13 protein-coding genes are annotated in these 16,787 nt (G+C 44.2%); 6 read left to right on the top strand and 7 right to left on the bottom strand.

Annotated elements, in window-relative coordinates:
* The first annotated feature begins 55 nt into the window (after positions 1 to 55).
* The 4 genes from AC1DLM_RS08050 to AC1DLM_RS08035 all read left to right on the top strand — a co-directional run bounded on the left by AC1DLM_RS08050 (position 56) and on the right by AC1DLM_RS08035 (position 6,338).
* Positions 56 to 2,425, top strand: a complete 2,370-nt coding sequence (locus AC1DLM_RS08050; RefSeq protein ID WP_477569657.1) for a helix-turn-helix domain-containing protein — start codon at positions 56 to 58, stop codon at positions 2,423 to 2,425.
* 349 nt (positions 2,426 to 2,774) lie between these two features.
* Positions 2,775 to 4,442 (top strand): type 2 periplasmic-binding domain-containing protein, encoded by a 1,668-nt coding sequence (locus AC1DLM_RS08045; RefSeq protein ID WP_477569656.1) that lies wholly within the window; start codon positions 2,775 to 2,777, stop codon positions 4,440 to 4,442.
* Positions 4,443 to 4,517: 75 nt separating this feature from the next.
* Positions 4,518 to 5,447: an ABC transporter permease gene (locus tag AC1DLM_RS08040; RefSeq protein WP_441987943.1), complete on the top strand. Its 930-nt coding sequence runs from the start codon at positions 4,518 to 4,520 to the stop codon at positions 5,445 to 5,447.
* Positions 5,448 to 5,462: 15 nt separating this feature from the next.
* Positions 5,463 to 6,338, top strand: a complete 876-nt coding sequence (locus AC1DLM_RS08035) for a carbohydrate ABC transporter permease (RefSeq protein WP_441987942.1) — start codon at positions 5,463 to 5,465, stop codon at positions 6,336 to 6,338.
* 168 nt (positions 6,339 to 6,506) lie between these two features.
* On the opposite strand, the gene AC1DLM_RS08030 is transcribed toward AC1DLM_RS08035, so the two are convergent.
* The 6 genes from AC1DLM_RS08030 to AC1DLM_RS08005 form a co-directional block, all read right to left on the bottom strand.
* Positions 6,507 to 8,270: a glycoside hydrolase family 2 protein gene (locus AC1DLM_RS08030; RefSeq protein ID WP_441987941.1), complete on the bottom strand. Its 1,764-nt coding sequence runs from the start codon at positions 8,268 to 8,270 to the stop codon at positions 6,507 to 6,509.
* Between the two features lie 474 nt (positions 8,271 to 8,744).
* A complete protein-coding gene (locus AC1DLM_RS08025) occupies positions 8,745 to 9,023 on the bottom strand; it encodes a hypothetical protein (RefSeq protein ID WP_477569655.1) in 279 nt (92 codons plus the stop codon).
* Positions 9,024 to 9,190: 167 nt separating this feature from the next.
* A complete protein-coding gene (locus AC1DLM_RS08020) occupies positions 9,191 to 10,033 on the bottom strand; it encodes a hypothetical protein (protein ID WP_477569654.1) in 843 nt (280 codons plus the stop codon).
* The gene (locus AC1DLM_RS08015; RefSeq protein ID WP_441987939.1) at positions 10,030 to 11,049 is read right to left on the bottom strand and encodes a hypothetical protein; all 1,020 of its coding nucleotides are present in this window, start codon (positions 11,047 to 11,049) and stop codon (positions 10,030 to 10,032) included. Before AC1DLM_RS08015 ends, AC1DLM_RS08020 begins: the two co-directional genes overlap by 4 nt.
* A gap of 13 nt (positions 11,050 to 11,062) precedes the next feature.
* Positions 11,063 to 11,824, bottom strand: coding sequence for a DUF975 family protein (locus AC1DLM_RS08010; RefSeq protein ID WP_477569653.1), 762 nt, complete (start codon positions 11,822 to 11,824; stop codon positions 11,063 to 11,065).
* Between the two features lie 143 nt (positions 11,825 to 11,967).
* Entirely contained in the window at positions 11,968 to 12,870 is a 903-nt protein-coding gene (locus tag AC1DLM_RS08005; protein ID WP_477569652.1) for an ArsR/SmtB family transcription factor, read from the bottom strand.
* Positions 12,871 to 13,016: 146 nt separating this feature from the next.
* Between AC1DLM_RS08005 and arfA the strand changes: the two genes are divergently transcribed.
* Both arfA and AC1DLM_RS07995 read left to right on the top strand, forming a co-directional pair.
* Positions 13,017 to 14,528 carry an arabinosylfuranosidase ArfA gene (gene arfA / locus AC1DLM_RS08000; RefSeq protein ID WP_477569651.1) on the top strand — a complete coding sequence of 504 codons (1,512 nt, stop codon included), beginning with the start codon at positions 13,017 to 13,019 and terminating at the stop codon, positions 14,526 to 14,528.
* Positions 14,529 to 14,675: 147 nt separating this feature from the next.
* Entirely contained in the window at positions 14,676 to 16,310 is a 1,635-nt protein-coding gene (locus tag AC1DLM_RS07995; RefSeq protein WP_441987935.1) for a glycoside hydrolase family 26 protein, read from the top strand.
* Here the strand turns inward: AC1DLM_RS07995 and AC1DLM_RS07990 are convergent.
* A complete protein-coding gene (locus AC1DLM_RS07990; protein ID WP_477569650.1) occupies positions 16,307 to 16,777 on the bottom strand; it encodes a type II toxin-antitoxin system VapC family toxin in 471 nt (156 codons plus the stop codon). The genes AC1DLM_RS07995 and AC1DLM_RS07990 overlap by 4 nt on opposite strands.
* Between the last annotated feature and the right edge of the window lie 10 nt (positions 16,778 to 16,787).

Here is a 16,787-nt window from a genome sequence, read left to right as displayed (position 1 = left end):
CATTCATTGTTCACAAAACTTCAATCGAATGACTCAATGTCAGGAGGCCCTGCCTATGCKAAATAAAATCATTTTTAATGGACAGAGCATCGTCTTAACGTGGTTAATCTCCTATATCGTCATTCTGCTGCTCCCCGTAGTGGTTGGCTTATTATTGTATGTGGAATCCAACCGAACACTGAAGGAAGAAATTCAACAAGCGAATGACTCCTTGCTGAAGCAAGTCCGGGAAGTAATGGACAACCAATTCAAAGCCATGGAACAGCTCAATTTTGAGATCACATGGAATGTGAACATTCAAGAGATGCTCTATTCCAACAAATATGAAACCTTCCCCAAAGATAAACCCTATGATATGTATCAGATTGCAAAGAGCTTATCTATTTACAAAACCTCTTATCCCTTAATTGATAATTTTTATATTTATTTCAATAAAGATCAATCTGTCATATTACCAACCACTGTTCGATCAAGCACTTTTGCCTACCAAACCCTGCATATGAGCGATAATTTCCCCTTCACTTCCTGGCAATCGATTATGACGCGCAGCAATTTCAAAGGATTTATCCCTATGTATCGTATTGGTGACGATAATATCTTACGGAAAACAGTCGCCTATGTGAGTACATATCCAATGGAACACGATCAGCCTACTGCCACCAATGTGATCATGGTTGATCAAATGCGTATTCTCGGCGCCATTCAGAACATGGAGATCTTCAATAATGGTCATGTGCTCATACTCAATGAACAGAATCAAGTTCTCGCTGCTAACTCCTCCAGTACGATGCCTGTCGATTTTCCTTATGGGGACTTGGATAATGGGAAGAACTTTTATTTTAAAAGCAATGATGGTGAGGAATATGAAGTCTTTACTATTCAATCGCCGCGCTCCAAGCTAAAATACATCTCCATCGTGCCTAGTCAAACGTATTGGCAAAAGGCCTCGCATGTTCGTAATTTGACCTATTTAAGCATGCTGATCAGTCTACTGGGCGGCGGAATTTTAACCTTCTTTTTCTTACGTAGAAATTACAATCCTGTTCGTCGTTTGGTTCATGCGTTTTCTAAGAAACAAATTCCGGATTCCGGTAAAAAGTACAATGAATTTCTCTTCATTCAAGAAGCCTTGGACAGTACGTTAATCGAGATGRCTGATTTCAAAAGCAAAGTCGAGCAGTCTCGACATATCGTTCGGTCTCATTTCGTAGAAAAGTTATTGCGGGGCAAGCTTGATGGGAAAATACCTATTGCCGAGGCGCTAACTACATTCGATATGAAGCTGGACCGTAAAGAATTTGCTGTCATGCTATTCGTTGTCGATAAAAGTGAGGCTTTTTTTGAACGAATTACGCACACATCAGATGAAGAGAAGTGGAAACTGCTTCGATTCATTGTAAGCAATGTGGTGGAGGAATTAGTAGCGCAACGCCACCGCGGCTATGCTGCCGAAATTGATGATACGCTGGCCTGTTTAGTCAATTTGTCGGTGGACTATGGCGAGAGCTCCAAAGAAGAATTAATTCGAATCGCAGATGAGGCGCAAACGTTCCTTGCTTCCACTTACGATATTCATCTGACGATTGCGATCAGTAGCATTTATCCGCACATCGCATCTGTGCCGCAAGCATTCTTGGAGGCGCTCGACGCAATGACTTACAAACTTGTCATGGGTKGTCACGAAATCCTTGCTTACAATGACCTCCATACACCTACACATTGTGATAATCCTACTGGCTATTATTATCCCATGCAGGTCGAACAGCAGCTGCTTAATGCTTTGAAATTCGGGGAACTTACAGAAGCAAGACAATTACTTAGTGAGATTATCCAGAAAAACTTCGAAGGCGCTGGCATTTCCGTTTCCCTGACCAAATGTCTTATGCTAGGTATTGTCACCACGATCATGAAAAGCATTAACGATACCGGAGGCATCCAGGAAAGCTTCTTCATCCGCAATCCTAAGCAGCTTGATCGTCTGCTGAACACCAAAACCGTGCAAGATATGGAACTGCAGATAGGGGACATGTTCGCTCAAATCTGCGCTTTTACAGCAGCCAAACGCGTGCATGCGAACTCGCTGACCAAACAGAAAGCGCTGCAGCAGCTTGTCGAGCAAGTTAATTCGTACATTGAGCATAATTATACCGATGTCAATTTGAATGTGACGATGATCGGCAATCATTTTGATCGGAAAGCCACTTATTTATCAAAGCTTTTCAAGGACTACGTTGGCGAAGGATTGCTTGATCGGATTAATAAAGTGAGGGTTGAGAAGTCTAAACAGCTACTCAAAGGGAATGAACAATCCGTTGGGGATGCAGCTTACGGAGTAGGCTTCAATGATATTAACGCTTTTATCCGTGTATTCAAAAAAGTAGAAGGTATTACACCAGGAAAATATAAGGAAATGCTTGAAAAATAAGGCATTGAGGGGTGGCTGCAAGCTGCCCCTTTTGCTTTTAATTGGCTTGTTTCATCCTCAAAAATGAGAGAAATCACCCCAAATTGTCTATTTTCACGAAGGAATTGGATATTTTGTAGAGCATTTCAGTAATTATCGATATGCATTTGGAGATTTTAAAGATATTTATTTTGTAAGCGCTGTCATATAGTTAGGATAGCACAGACACCTTGTTGCTAGACTTCCAAAAGCCAGCATTTGAGGCGAGTTCTTTAGTCAGTCTCACGAGCCAGCCTTATTTTCAGGCGAAAAACTCAGCACCCCTTTCGAAGCCAGTTTTTCTGGCGAAAAAAATTTAGGAGGTCATTTCATGAAAAGAAACAGTAAAAAGATGTTCACCATGTTGATTACCACATCTTTAATGGGAAGCTTAGTTGTTGCCTGTTCATCTAATTCATCAACAAGCACAAGCAGTCCAAGTCCAGCAGCTTCCCCCGGTGCATCAACGGCTACGACAACAACGCCAAGTGGAGCAGCTGTTACTTATCCTCTCAAATCGGACAAAACCTTAACCTATTGGGGTGAACTGCCAGGTAACGTAACTGGGGTAAAAGCTACGCATGCCGACATTCCTTTCTTTCAGAATTGGCAAAAAGTCACGGGTGTACCTTTAAAATTCACTGCACCGCCAACGAACCAAACGACACAATCACTTAACGTCTTGTTAGCAACTGGTGATCTGCCGGATATGATCGAATATAACTGGCAAGGAGATTTCCCAGGTGGGCCTGAAAAAGCCATTAAAGACGGATATATCTTAAAATTGAATGATACGATCGATAAATTTGCCCCGAATTTGAAGAAATATCTGAAAGAGCATCCAGATGTAGATAAACAAGTGAAAACAGATAATGGCAGCTACTACGTATTCCCATTCATCCGCGGCGACGATTATCTGCGTGTCTTCCAAGGACCAATTGTTCGAAAAGATTGGTTAGATGAGCTTGGACTTCCTGTTCCAGAAACCATCGACGATTGGTACACAACGCTCAAGGCATTCAAAGAGAAAAAAGGCGCAACAGCACCTTTCTCCGTCGTCAGTGTTCCTAGACCTTTCCAAGAATCAGGCAACGGTGCCTTTGCTGAAGCTTTCAATGTCGTTCGTGATTTCTATATTGATGATAATGGAGCTATTAAATTCGGTCCAGCTGAAAAAGGTTTCAAAGACTATCTGGCAACCTTTCACAAATGGTATGCAGAAGGTTTAATTGACAAAAACTTTGCAACAGCTGACGGCAAAGCTTTGGATGCGAACATCGCTTCTGGTGCGACTGGTGTAACTGTTCAAAATGCAGGCGGCGGTATCGGCAAATGGCAGCCACTCATTACTGCTAAAGACCCTAAAGGCGTACTCATTGGCGCTCCATATCCTGTACTCAAGAAAGGCGACGTTCCATTCTACGGTCAAAAAGACCCTGCGAATGCGCCAGGTGGATCTGTTGCGATTACAGCTTCCTCCAAAAATATCGAATTGGCAGCTAAGATGCTCGACTATGGCTACTCCGAAGCAGGTCATATGTATTTCAATTTCGGAACTGAAGGTACTTCCTACAAAATGGAAAACAACTATCCGAAGTACACGGATTTAGTAATGAACAATCCGGATAAACTGGCTCCTGCACAAGCATTGTCCCTGTATATCCGCGGTAACTACAACGGTCCATTTGTTCAAGACAAACGTTACATTGAGCAATATTTGGCTATGCAAACACAACGTGATGCGGTATCCACCTGGTCCAAAACTAATGTAGATAAGCACAAATTGCCACCTATCACAGCTACACCAGAAGAAAGCACAGAGCTTGCTAAAATCATGACAGATCTTAACACACTTGTGGATGAGATGACGTTGAAAATCATTTTGGGAACAGAGCCTGTCGACAGCTTCGAGAAGTATGTAGAGAAATTCAATAATGTTAAATTAAGCCGCGCGATTGAAATTAAGAAAGCTTCCCTGKATCGTTACAACAAAAGATAATGTGTTCCATGGGGGGCGGGGAGTAACACCTCCTCCCTCCATGCCTTTAATTTCTGCGGCGAAAGGAGAGATATTATGCGTAAACCAGCGGAGGCTAGCTTTCCCGTTCGCTTTAAACGCGATTTTCTTTTAAATAAATATTTATACTTGATGATGGTTCCCGTTCTGGCTTACTACTTTACTTTCCATTATGCGCCGATGTATGGAGCCATCATTGCTTTCAAAGAGTACAGCCCGATCAAAGGGATTCTAGGAAGTCCCTGGATTGGATTTCAAAACTTCCATGATTTCTTTACCAGCTACTACTTCTGGCGTATCCTCAAAAATACGATCTTAATTTCTACCTATTCCATTTGTTTTGAATTCCCTGCCCCCATTATTCTGGCAATTTTGATCAACGAATTGACGAACAAGAAGTTTCAGCGCTTTGTGCAAACGGTTACTTATATGCCGTACTTTATCTCACTGATCGTCATCGCGGGAATGATTAAAGATTTTACCAACAATGGAGGCTTAGTGAATACGTTTCTGACTCATTTTGGTGTGAATGATACAGCGATGCTGCAAAAGCCGGAGCTGTTTCGAACCATATATATCTTATCGGAAATTTGGCAAAAAATCGGCTGGGAGTCAATCATTTATCTAGCTGCGCTAATGAGCATCGATCAGGAGCAGTACGAAGCGGCCAAAATGGATGGCGCCTCCCGACTCAAGTCGATTTGGCATATCACCTTACCAGGCATTCTCCCAACCATTTCGATTATGTTCATTCTTCGTATGGGGAATTTATTAAACGTCGGCTTCGAGAAAATCATCCTGCTCTATAATCCAAGCACCTACGATACAGCCGATGTCATCTCCTCCTTCGTGTATCGGAAAGGTTTGCTCGAATTTGGTTGGAGCTTCTCTGCCTCGGTTGGTCTATTCAATTCCGTCATCAATTTAGCGCTGCTCATTACAGCCAATAAACTAAGTAAACGATTCAGCGAAAACAGCTTATGGTAAGAAGGAGGAACTAGGATGAAAATCAGTTTTTCAGACAGAGCATTCATCACCATTAACCATATTCTTTTACTTGTATTAGTCTTGTTAACCTTATATCCGCTCATCTATGTTGCCTTCTCTTCCATCAGCGACGGCGCTCAACTCCTTACGCATAAAGGCTTCTTGTATCGACCGCTTGGTTTTAGCTTAGAAGCTTACAACAGTGTGTTTAAAAATCCTGCTATTCTAAGAGGATACCGGAATACGTTGTTTATCCTTGTGTTTGGTGTTTGCACTAACTTGATTGTCACAGCTTTAGGCGCCTATGTACTCTCTCGAAAAAATGTGATGTGGAACAACGTATTTATGTTCATTGTTGTTCTCACGATGTTTTTCAGCGGCGGACTTATTCCAATGTATCTCGTTGTGAAAGGCGTTGGCTTAATCGACTCCTTATGGGCGACAATTCTACCTTTCGCGGTTAACACGTTTAACTTGATCATCATGCGTACAGCCTTTATGGCGGTTCCAGAAAGCCTTGAAGAGTCGGCCAAAATGGACGGAGCCAATCATTTCACCATCTTATTTAAAATCATTATCCCGCTCTCCATGCCCGTAATCGCCGTTATGATCTTGTATTATGCGGTTGAGAAGTGGAACGGCTGGTTCTACGCTTCCATCTTCCTCAAAGATCGTGATCTGTATCCACTGCAGCTCACGCTCAGGGAAATTTTGATCGCGAATAACACCGAGATGATGTCCGCTGGTGCGAATCAGGCTGATCAGTTTCAGATCGGAGAAACGATCAAGTATGCCACCATCATGGTTGCCTCTGTACCAATCCTGATCCTCTATCCTTTCGTTCAAAAATATTTCGTGAAAGGCGTCATGATTGGCGCTGTCAAAGGGTAACTACCACAAACGTCGTCCGCTCCGTACTGGAGGGACGGCGTTTTTTTTGAGCGTAGGCACAGGCTCAATATTTTACTTGGTTAGGCAGACGCAGAGTCTGCCTTGGAATCTGGACATACATTATATGGCAAACAAAACCGAGGCAGCAATAGCCTCGGCTTTGTTTAATTAATTACGATCATTAATCGCTTTGATGATCTCCACAGGGATTTTCGGCTTGCGATCATAGGTTAGCAACCCATTGATTTCCTGTTCAACATCCGTCAATTGCGTATAACAGTAGCCTTGCACAACGCCTGAGTTCAACAGTGGACGAATGACGGCACGCAGCTTTTGCTCATAATCTTCGTCATTATCTGCACCGGAGTAGCCCCAGCCTTCCCATTCACTCTTCTTGTAAGCAATTCCGCCAAATTCGGTTACCAGGATCGGCTGACCTTGATAAGGGAACCCTTCTACAAACAAACGTCGATTCGCCGGCATCGCATGAACGGCCTTTTCCTTGGAGCTGTAACGCTCGCTCAGAACCTCTTCCCTCCACTCATAGTCATGAATGGCGAATAAATCGGTCGTCACCAGCTCCCATCCATCATTCGAGATAACAGGGCGCATCGGATCCAACGATTTGCTCAAATGATACATCGTTAAAGCATGCTGCTGCTGCAGTTTATCGATTTGAATGTTCGGGACACCCCAGCTTTCATTGAGCGGTACCCAAGCAATAATGGATGGGTGATTGTAATCCCGCTCCATCGAAGCGATCCATTCTTTCGTAAATTGACCTACGTATTTATCCGAATACTCATAGGCATTTGCAGCTTCACTCCAAACTACAAGCCCAAGCACATCGCACCAGTAGAGGAATCTTGGATCCTCCAGCTTCTGATGCTTCCGAGCCCCATTGAACCCCATCGCTTTGGTAAGCTCAACATCTTGTTTGATCGCATCGTCGCTCGGCGGTGTTAAGTTTCCATCTGGGAAGTAGCCTTGATCCAGCACCATTTTCAGGAAATAAGGACGATTATTCAAGCACAATTTGCCATCCTCGATCGAAACCTTGCGCATACCAAAGTAACTTCCTACAACATCCTCAACCTCATTATCGACAAGCAGCGTAAAAGTAACATCGTATAAGTTCGGTTTCTCTGGTGTCCACCATCCGCCAAGCCCATGATCATTAAAATCATTCAAACGTATCTTCCGTGCACCTGTCCCGCTTCTAATCCCATACACATCTTCTGAAACTAGCTCGCCTTTAAAAGATATAGCCACCTTCAACTGGTACTTGGATGTCGAATGTGCATCGATCCCTTCGATTGCGTAGCTGATTTCGATCTGCTTGGCATCAATATCTGGCGTCATCTTCACCTTATCTAAGTAGGCGTTCTCAGAAACTGCCTCCATCCAAACCGTTTGCCATATCCCTGTAGTTCTCGTATAGAAAATACTTGCGGAATCCGCTTTCCAATACTGCTTTCCTCTAGGGAGTGTTACGTCTTTGCTAAAATCCACAGCCTTCACAACAAGCATATTCGTGCCCGCTTGAAGCGCTTCCGTAATATCCGCATGGAATGGCGTATGACCGCCTTCGTGAGTCGCTACTAGAATACCGTTCACCCAAACCGATGCTAGGTAATCCACCGCACCAAAATGAAGCAGAATTCGTTTACCGGCAAACGACTGCGGAATTTCGAGCTCGCGGCGGTACCAAACGATATCGTGGAATTCATTACTGCCAATCCCGCTCAATTGACTTTGAAAAGCAAACGGCACTTGAATCGTCTGCGAGAACACTTTTTCACCTTTATGCCATTTTTGTTTCGTTCCTACGGAAGCATCATCGAACTCGAACTGCCATTCTCCATTCAAGTTAATCCAGCTATCTCGTACAAATTGCGGTCTAGGATATTCAGCTCTCGGTTGATTGCTCATTGTAAAGGAAAACCTCCAATTAGATAATATATAAGTTAACTAAATAACGTAATAATTCCTAAACTTATTATGCAATCGCCCGAAAACAAAGTCAATACATGTTATTCAATTAACTTTTAAGTTAATCTAATGTTTTATCTAATGGCACTAACCTCACTTTTTACTCACTCTTCACATTACTCATTACTTCATTACTCTTACTCATTACTCACTTCTTACTCATTAATACTTCCCCTTTCTCACTCCCCCCCAAATTTCATCACTTTCCACCTCCCCATCCACCTCCTACTCCAACAAGCTACTCCTTTCATACTTTCCCCACCCACAAGCACGTTTAACTAATTTATTCCTTTAAAAGCTTGAAATCCGCAGAATTTAACTGGATATTTTCCAGCTATTTCGCATTAGCGTTGCCACCAAATCAAAAAGACCCCCACATAGATATTCTCTACGTGAGGGTCCTCATTTCATAAATTAGTCGATGTAGCCGGCCATGCCATTTTTCATCAAGTACTCCATCTCGGCTTCCAGAATCGTATMCACTGCAAGTTCACTTAGCTTCATGTCTGGACGGCCTAGAATATGATCAATCAGATCATCGCTGTCGATATCTACAGCACCTTTCGAGCCTTGTTCCGCTTTGGCAATATAGGCTTTCTCATGTTTCAAAACTAACTCAATTTGCTTCGGATCTGCCTTCGTCTTGCTGATGATGAATTGTAAAAGCTCCTGCTCATTCACGCCTGCAGTCATTCGTCTCACTCCTATTCGATGTATGCATTCTATTGTACACCATAGATGGACAAAAAGAGACCCACAGCAACGGGCTGCGGGTCTAAAGATTTATATTTTAAAAGGGGGTCGTCTTTTATTATAACCGACTTACATGTATGGCAGATGTCTACTATATTTCTTTTATATTACAAATTTACATTGATCACGTAAGGAACGATGAAAACTTCGTTATTTTGCTGAAACTCGCCCCAAATTTTGTAGATCCCTTTGGAAGGAAATACAACTTTGAACGCCGCGGTTGGCCCCGAAGTCGCTGTTGGGTCAGCCGGATGCACATGGACAAAATCGTTCCCATCCTCACTAATGGCAACAACATGCCCAATACTCCCAAGATATGGCTGCAGATTCGTTACAGGTGTTTTGGCAGCTCCCTGCTTGAACGTGAACACCATGTCCAGCGTCATGCCCGCCATCAGATGATCGAAGGCTAGAGTGACTTCCTTGTCGCCGACCTGTTTCGTTAGGCTTTTATCCGGCTGCAACTTAACAGCCTTCGGAGCTTTCCCGTTAATGGCTAACCAATGGGACTGCACACTTTCTCCTAAGCCCGTTGGCGTGAAATCAGCAATAAGCTGATAATAGCCGCCTGCTGGGAACGACGTTTGGACATCAAATCGCCCAGCGCCTGCATAGGTTGGATGCAAGTGTTCGAAGTAGGATAAATCCTTGCTAACCACAATAAGGTGCATAAGTTTCTCGTGCATCACTTCGAACTTCTCGATGGGGCGATTCCATTTATTTTGAACCAGAATCGTGATGTAGGATAACTCTTTCGGTAAATAATTCGGTGAATCCACCGAAAAATGAGCAATCGCATCGCTCGTATGTTGATGTGTAACGGACGACGATGACATCGTCATACCCGACATGCTCGACATATCGGACATATCAATCGTCGTGGTGGCTGACGAACCGCAAGCGGATAGGAGTACAACTAAGCAAGTTAATGGCCATGTCTTTAATCTCATTTGCTTGAGTCGGATGAAACTGGTGCGGCAAGAATACTTAATCCCAACGAGGACAGTGCACACAGGAAGATCGAGCCACCCCAGAGCTCTGGGGACCAGTTCAACGTTTCAAATAATTTCAAATGTGCGAAATATAGCCCCCAGATCAAGACAGGCAGTACAAAGAAGACAGCTTTATACCGCCAATCTGCAGCGTCCCGCTCTTTAATTTCTCGAAATAACACATCACCGATCACACCGCTTATGAGCAATATGATTATCGAGCTAGAGTCTCTAAATCCGTCCAGCACAGCTAGGAATATCGATTCAAATAGAAAAAAGAAAGTAACTGTACCGAACGGCAGTTTCCATCTGCGCAGAACAAACATCAATGGAATCACAAGAATCATCGTCGTAATGAGGAAATCCACCACAGCTCTTCCAATAGCATCCTCGCCTCTAGCCATCCATAGATTCTGTCGGAACGACCATGCGTACATAAGGAAGAAGGCGAACACCGTAAAGGTTAGCCCTATCGAAGTTAACGCCGGTAACAATTGGCGAAATGTAGGTGCAGTCCCCTTTTCAGCAGCGCTGATCGCACGATAGGGACTTGTCAGAATCATTAAAGCACCCGAAAGCAGCAGAAGATGCGTGGGGCTAAGCAGGGCTTCGATATTTTTTTCAATCCCAAACACCGTATGCCAGTACATATCACCAAGCCCACCTACAAAGAAGAGAATGACACCAGCAACACCAAGTTTGTAACCGACGGGAATTGCCGTGAACCAAGAGGTTGATTGCGTCCTGATTTTGTTCGAACGAATCATCATAAAGATCCACACCGCACAAGCCAAATAGCCAGAGTACAGAATCGCGTGCCACGGTGTAAAAAAAGTTTCTACAGCACCATGGTTATGGGCAAAACCATCAATAAACAAACCAATGATAAGCCACATGCCCATGATCATCGTGATCGAATGCTTGGACGTAGTCGTGGTTACACGTGCCCTACTCACCTCTATTTGGACAGACACAACAATCAGCTCCTTATGAAAGGGGTAAATTTAATTCCTCAGGGGTACTCCGTCCATCATATAATGCCTGTTGACGCAATACCACATATAACTCTGCTTTCGTAGAATTATAATACGGTAATACGAATAATACGCCTACGCCAAGTGCTAAGGCACCGAGAAGGAACCACCCAATAAACGATAGATCCAGAACAAACATCCGCCATTTATGGCCTCGTGTCATCTGGTTGCTAAGTTGAACGGCTCTTTTACGACCAATTGTTGGATTGTCACCGAGGATATACGGAACCATGCTATAGGCATAGGACTTCACAATGCCTGGAATGATGAGCAATAAATACCATAAGAAATTAAGCAAAGCACTCCAAAACATGCTAACAACCGTGCCTATATATCTCCCTTTGCCAAAAGCGTAAAGCAGATAGTGCATGTCGACATCGCCTTGAGAGGCTTGTTTAAAATATTGCTGCGCATTCACCTTGAACGGATTCAACACGAAGATACTGAATGCAAGTGCTGCCAAGCCAGCTACAATCGCAACGATCACGATGAAAGCTAGAATAAGTGCACCTACACCATTCKAGATATCTCCCATGCCTAGATCTAAGTTACCTAAGTTAAAGGACGATGACGAGCCACTGTTTGAATTCCAATTGCAACTCGGAACCCCGCCACCAACGACGGCTAGCAGCAAGCTGACCAGAAATGCTTTCCAATACGTTGTTCGCAGTACTTGTTTMGCTCGACTCTTCAACTCTTTACGCGACCAATGCACGCAATCCCTCCTCAGGTAAAACCATATATACCATCTTATTTTATCTCACATAGTCATAGAACAATACCTTTTTTTTCCAATAACATTCCGTCTTTTGCATACAAAAAAACACGATCCCCCGAGCAGGAACCGCGTCACAAACTTCACCCATAAAAACATCTCATCCAAATATCCTGATCGTAATTCCCAAATCCCTTACCATAAAGTGTTAAACCACCGCGCCCACGTTTCGTATCCTCCGCGCTAATTCGAAATACCCAGTACTTCGGATCAATTCGCAGGTCCGTGATGCTGATATCCGAAAGGCGCTGACCATCCATATACGTGCCACTTTCCGTAATGCGAAGAATCTTCAGCAGCCCGTACTGATTCACGTCGGAGTGCCACCACTCTGGCGTTAGCTTCCCCCTCGTTTCCCCATAATCACCTGGACTAGTCCATCTGCCCAGCACCGTATTACTGAGCGTAAAACAAATATCGGAGGGCCAGTTTTCATTCACTTGAGGAGCTTCCGATCCAATTTCCAACGAAATTTCGATCTCTTTTAAACTGTCATCTTTTAACAAATAATTGGGTACTTTATACTCGACAAATCCCTTCGCAAACCAGAGAATACCTGCATCTACCCTCTCCGGATCCATAAAATAGGTCGGATTATCATAGTGGCCAATCATCTTCTCGGTAGTCGCCAGTCCACATGTCGGCCATGCTTCATAATCGGTGTAATGACCAATAGGGACAGACACTTCCTTACATTTGTGCAAGGAGGTTCTTTCTGGCGATAGCTTGATTTGCAAATAGGACGTGTTCACATAGCAATATTTGTAGGTACCGCCGTTAACTCGCCTCATCTTGCTCCCAACGAGTCCGGCTTGTTCGAGTTTGTTCACATGGCTGCTGACAATTGCATTACTGAGATAAAGCTCGGCAGCAAGTTCCTTAATATGCATTTCCTTGATGAATAATTTATCTATGATTTTCAGGCGAACTTCACTCGCCAATGCTTCATACACCTGAAGCGACGCAGCATCCGTCTTTAGATACATCGGTTCACACCCTTAGAATATGCAATTTTGTTAATCCTATAAAATAGTTATTGAAGATTATCTCTATTATCGTACATAATAAAGATGAAATCAATAAGTTATGAATTCGTCAATAGGCTAATTCTTAATATAAGGAGCGAGCGATCATGTCTTTACGTTCACAAATGCTTATCGACAAAAATTTTGTTCTAGCTCAAATTGACCCTCGTCTATATGGATCCTTTATCGAACACTTGGGACGGGCTGTTTATGGTGGTATCTACGAACCAGATCACCCAACTGCGGATGCGAATGGCTTCCGACAAGATGCGATTGAAGCTATCCGCACGCTGCAAGTTCCGATTATTCGCTATCCAGGCGGCAACTTTGTTTCTGGTTACAATTGGGAGGATGGCGTCGGACCTAAGAAAGACCGTAAGCGATTGCTAGAGCTTGCTTGGTGGACTACAGAGACGAATGAAGTCGGTACGAATGAATTCGCTGATTGGGCGAAGTTAGTTGGTTCAGAGGTTATGATGGCGGTTAATCTCGGCACACGCGGCATCGACGATGCCAGAAATCTGATCGAGTATTGCAATCATCCTTCAGGCTCTTACTATAGTGATCTACGTATTTCACATGGCTATAAGGAACCTCATCGCTTCAAAACCTGGTGCCTGGGCAACGAAATGGATGGACCTTGGCAGATCGGCACGAAGACTGCTGTGGAGTATGGTCGCCTCGCGAATGAAACCGCCAAAGTGATGCGCTGGGTAGATCCTACCATCGAGTTAGTGGCATGTGGCAGCTCATCAAGCGGTATGAGTACGTTTGCCGATTGGGAAGCTACCGTTCTGGATTTGAGTTATGACAATGTTGACTATCTATCGCTGCATGCTTATTACAATAATAATAGCAACGATACAGCCAATTTCCTTGCCACATCACTGAATTTAGATCAGTTTATTAGCAGTGTCGCAGCCATTTGTGATTATGTGAAAGCCAAGAAGCGCAGTAAGAAAAAACTCATGCTCTCCTTAGATGAATGGAATGTCTGGCATACGATTGGATCAAGTCGCGCGGAAGAGCGTTGGCAGATTGCTCCACCCGAATTTGAAGATGTGTATACCCATGAAGATGCACTGGCCGTTGGCTGTTTCCTTATTACGTTACTTAAGCATGCTGATCGTGTCAAAATGGCTTGCATGGCGCAATTGATTAACGTTATCGCACCAATTACGACAGAGACTGGCGGTCCGCTATGGCTGCAAACGACTTACTATCCATTCCTTCATGCTTCCATCTATGGACGAGGAACTGTCCTTCATACCGTCAATTCTTCACCCAAATATGATTCCAAAGATTATACAGATGTCCCTTATCTGGAATCGATTTGCGTGTACGACGAGGAGCAAGGTTATATTACGGTCTTTGCTGTCAATCGCCATCTCTCAGAAGCTATGGAACTGGATCTCGACATCCGCAGCTTCGGCGATGTTAGCTTGAGCGAGCACATCGTGCTGGAACACGAAGACCTGAAAGCGGTGAACACGAAGGCTAACCCACATCATGTTACGCCTCATCGTGGCGGTGTATCCGTTCTTGACAATGGACACGTCAAAAGCAACCTTGGCAAAGCATCTTGGAATGTTATTCGTCTTCAAACCAAACAAGGATAAGCTATTCCTAGACACTATAAACGAGGGTTTCCTATTTGCCATGTAGATGGCGGGGAAAACCTCGTTTTCATCTTATATGCCCCATTGACCGCCTCTCAGGTTAGGGCATACTATTAAGAGGAATCCCCTTTGAGAGGAACCTGTATCATGCGAAATAAAGTTGTCTGGGTACTTACAGCCCTTCTCGGCTTGGCGAGCTGTATCGCGTTATATCAATTCGTTCTGGAAAGCGAAAGCAATGTGCCCGTGCAAAATTCACTTGATGCAGTTGCCATGCTGGAAAATCCGCCTGCCGCTGTCCCTTCTTCACGAGCTAAGCAGCCTGATATCTTAACCTATTGGGCTAACCAAGAGAAGAAATCCGAGCAAGCAGGACTTACAGAGACCGCAGCAGCGTATCGTAACCGGATCGATGTATATACAGCTGGACTTCCGTCGTTGCCACTGATGAAGCCTAATAGGCTTAACATACAAACCCCTTCAACGAATATGGAGCTCTATCTCCGCGTTCCAATGTCAGCTCAATCCGTTCAGTCTGCTCAACCCCTTAAACCAACCCAATCAGCGATCCCCGCAGCTTCCACGCTAGCCAAACATGAGCCTGCATCAGGGGTTTATATCGGTATGCTCGGGGCAGATCGCAGAGTCGGCTACGATGTTACAAAGATTGAAGACGTCTACGGTCGCAAGCACGCGCTGTATTTGTCTTATGTTGGTTGGCGCAAAGTGCAGACCGATACCAACACTTATTTCCCGGCTCGTACTGCCGAAAGGGTAAAGGAACTTGACGGTGCCCTTCAGATCGGTTGGGAACCGCGGTTTGGCTTAGACGACGTGCAGGATGATGAATATGTTCGCCGTTTCGCACGTGAAGCCAAAGCCTCCGGCATCCCCATTTTCCTGCGTTATGCTTCAGAGATGAACGGAGCTTGGGTGCCATGGCATGGAGAGCCCCAGAAATATATAGAGAAATTCCGTCTGATTCACGACATTATGTCTGAAGAAGCACCTAATGTCGCCATGGTGTGGTCGCCTAACTTCTGGCCGCCCGATACGATCGATAGCTACTATCCAGGTGACGCCTACGTGGATTGGGTTGGCTTCTCGTTATATAGCACGCCGATCTCAGCAGAAAAAGAGCAGCTAAAGGGTACCGTGATCGATACCTTCGCTCCTCTTTATAAACGATATAGCCATAAACCTATTATGATTTCTGAGGGTGCTGTTGCTCATACGTATTTGCCGACTAACCAAGCTTATTGGAGCTGGGCAGAAAGCCAGTTGGGTTACATGTATGGTCTTCTTCCGCGATTATTTCCTCAAGTTAAAGCCATCACTTACTTTAATTTCAGCAAAGCTCAAGCGATTCGAACGAACGGGACCTATGTCTACGACATCGGGGAAAATCCATTTATGGACGGCTACTATCAACGGCTGATTGCATCCGATTGGTTTCTAAGTAAGGTAGAGCCAGGAGTAGATCCCATTCAATACCGCTATACACCAGTCTTAGACCGTTCTCTTCCTAGTGGTCAACAGACCGTTCTCGTCTATCCCAAGCTTACGAATGAACAAGGTAAACCACCCTTTGCCATCGCGATTTATCAAGGCAATCAATTCCTCGGCGTCAGTTATGAATCTCCATGGGAAATTGACATTGGAGTTCAATCAGAATCGGCATCAGAACCTTGGTATGTGATAGCTTACAATGACCAAATGGAAGTAACTGCTGTCCATTCCGGCGTTGCGCCTATCGCTCAGGCAAATCCGGTTACGCCTTAGTTGCCGAAATGATAGGATGGAATAATCCGAATATCCTTATCCAAATTAGCAAGCATCATGAAATTACGATTAAATGTAAAAATGCGTTTCACCTGGTAGTACGACATGGTCACAGCCGTAAGGGCTTCGCTAAGCGAGAAGCGGAGCTCCGGCCTGTCCATTAACAATCTGCGCGATTCCCCCTCGAATTCAGGTCCGCTTGAGATAACTGCCAACTTGCCTTTACTTACGGCTTTTTCAATCGCCTTCAGAAAATATTCCGCCTGCTCATAGCTGTATTCATTACGAAGCCATTCGTGAAGATCGAATACGATGGAATTCGTCGTCATGTAATTACGTTCAAGATCATGCAAATCTAGAAACATGGAACGTGCTTTGGTATATCGTGGGTCCTTAGGGTTCATTAAAGCGGCTAGAGCTGTCTCGTCCAGAAAAATGGCATCCTGAACATTCAATTGATTATCCATAGATCAGACC

The sequence above is a fragment of the Paenibacillus sp. 01T442 genome, from assembly GCF_056398345.1.
The sequence above is the reverse complement of the archived record's forward strand: the minus strand, read 5'-3'. Positions and strand labels throughout refer to the sequence as shown.

What these genes read in the sequence shown, in the direction of transcription:
- AC1DLM_RS08040 (WP_441987943.1), top strand. Translation starts at nt 4,518, where the DNA reads ATGCGTAAACCAGCGGAGGCTAGCTTTCCCGTTCGCTTTAAACGCGAT.
- AC1DLM_RS08035 (WP_441987942.1), top strand. Translation starts at nt 5,463, where the DNA reads ATGAAAATCAGTTTTTCAGACAGAGCATTCATCACCATTAACCATATT.
- AC1DLM_RS08030 (WP_441987941.1), bottom strand. Translation starts at nt 8,270, where the DNA reads ATGAGCAATCAACCGAGAGCTGAATATCCTAGACCGCAATTTGTACGA.
- AC1DLM_RS08020 (WP_477569654.1), bottom strand. Translation starts at nt 10,033, where the DNA reads ATGAGATTAAAGACATGGCCATTAACTTGCTTAGTTGTACTCCTATCC.
- AC1DLM_RS08005 (WP_477569652.1), bottom strand. Translation starts at nt 12,870, where the DNA reads ATGTATCTAAAGACGGATGCTGCGTCGCTTCAGGTGTATGAAGCATTG.
- arfA (WP_477569651.1), top strand. Translation starts at nt 13,017, where the DNA reads ATGTCTTTACGTTCACAAATGCTTATCGACAAAAATTTTGTTCTAGCT.
- AC1DLM_RS07995 (WP_441987935.1), top strand. Translation starts at nt 14,676, where the DNA reads ATGCGAAATAAAGTTGTCTGGGTACTTACAGCCCTTCTCGGCTTGGCG.
- AC1DLM_RS07990 (WP_477569650.1), bottom strand. Translation starts at nt 16,777, where the DNA reads ATGGATAATCAATTGAATGTTCAGGATGCCATTTTTCTGGACGAGACA.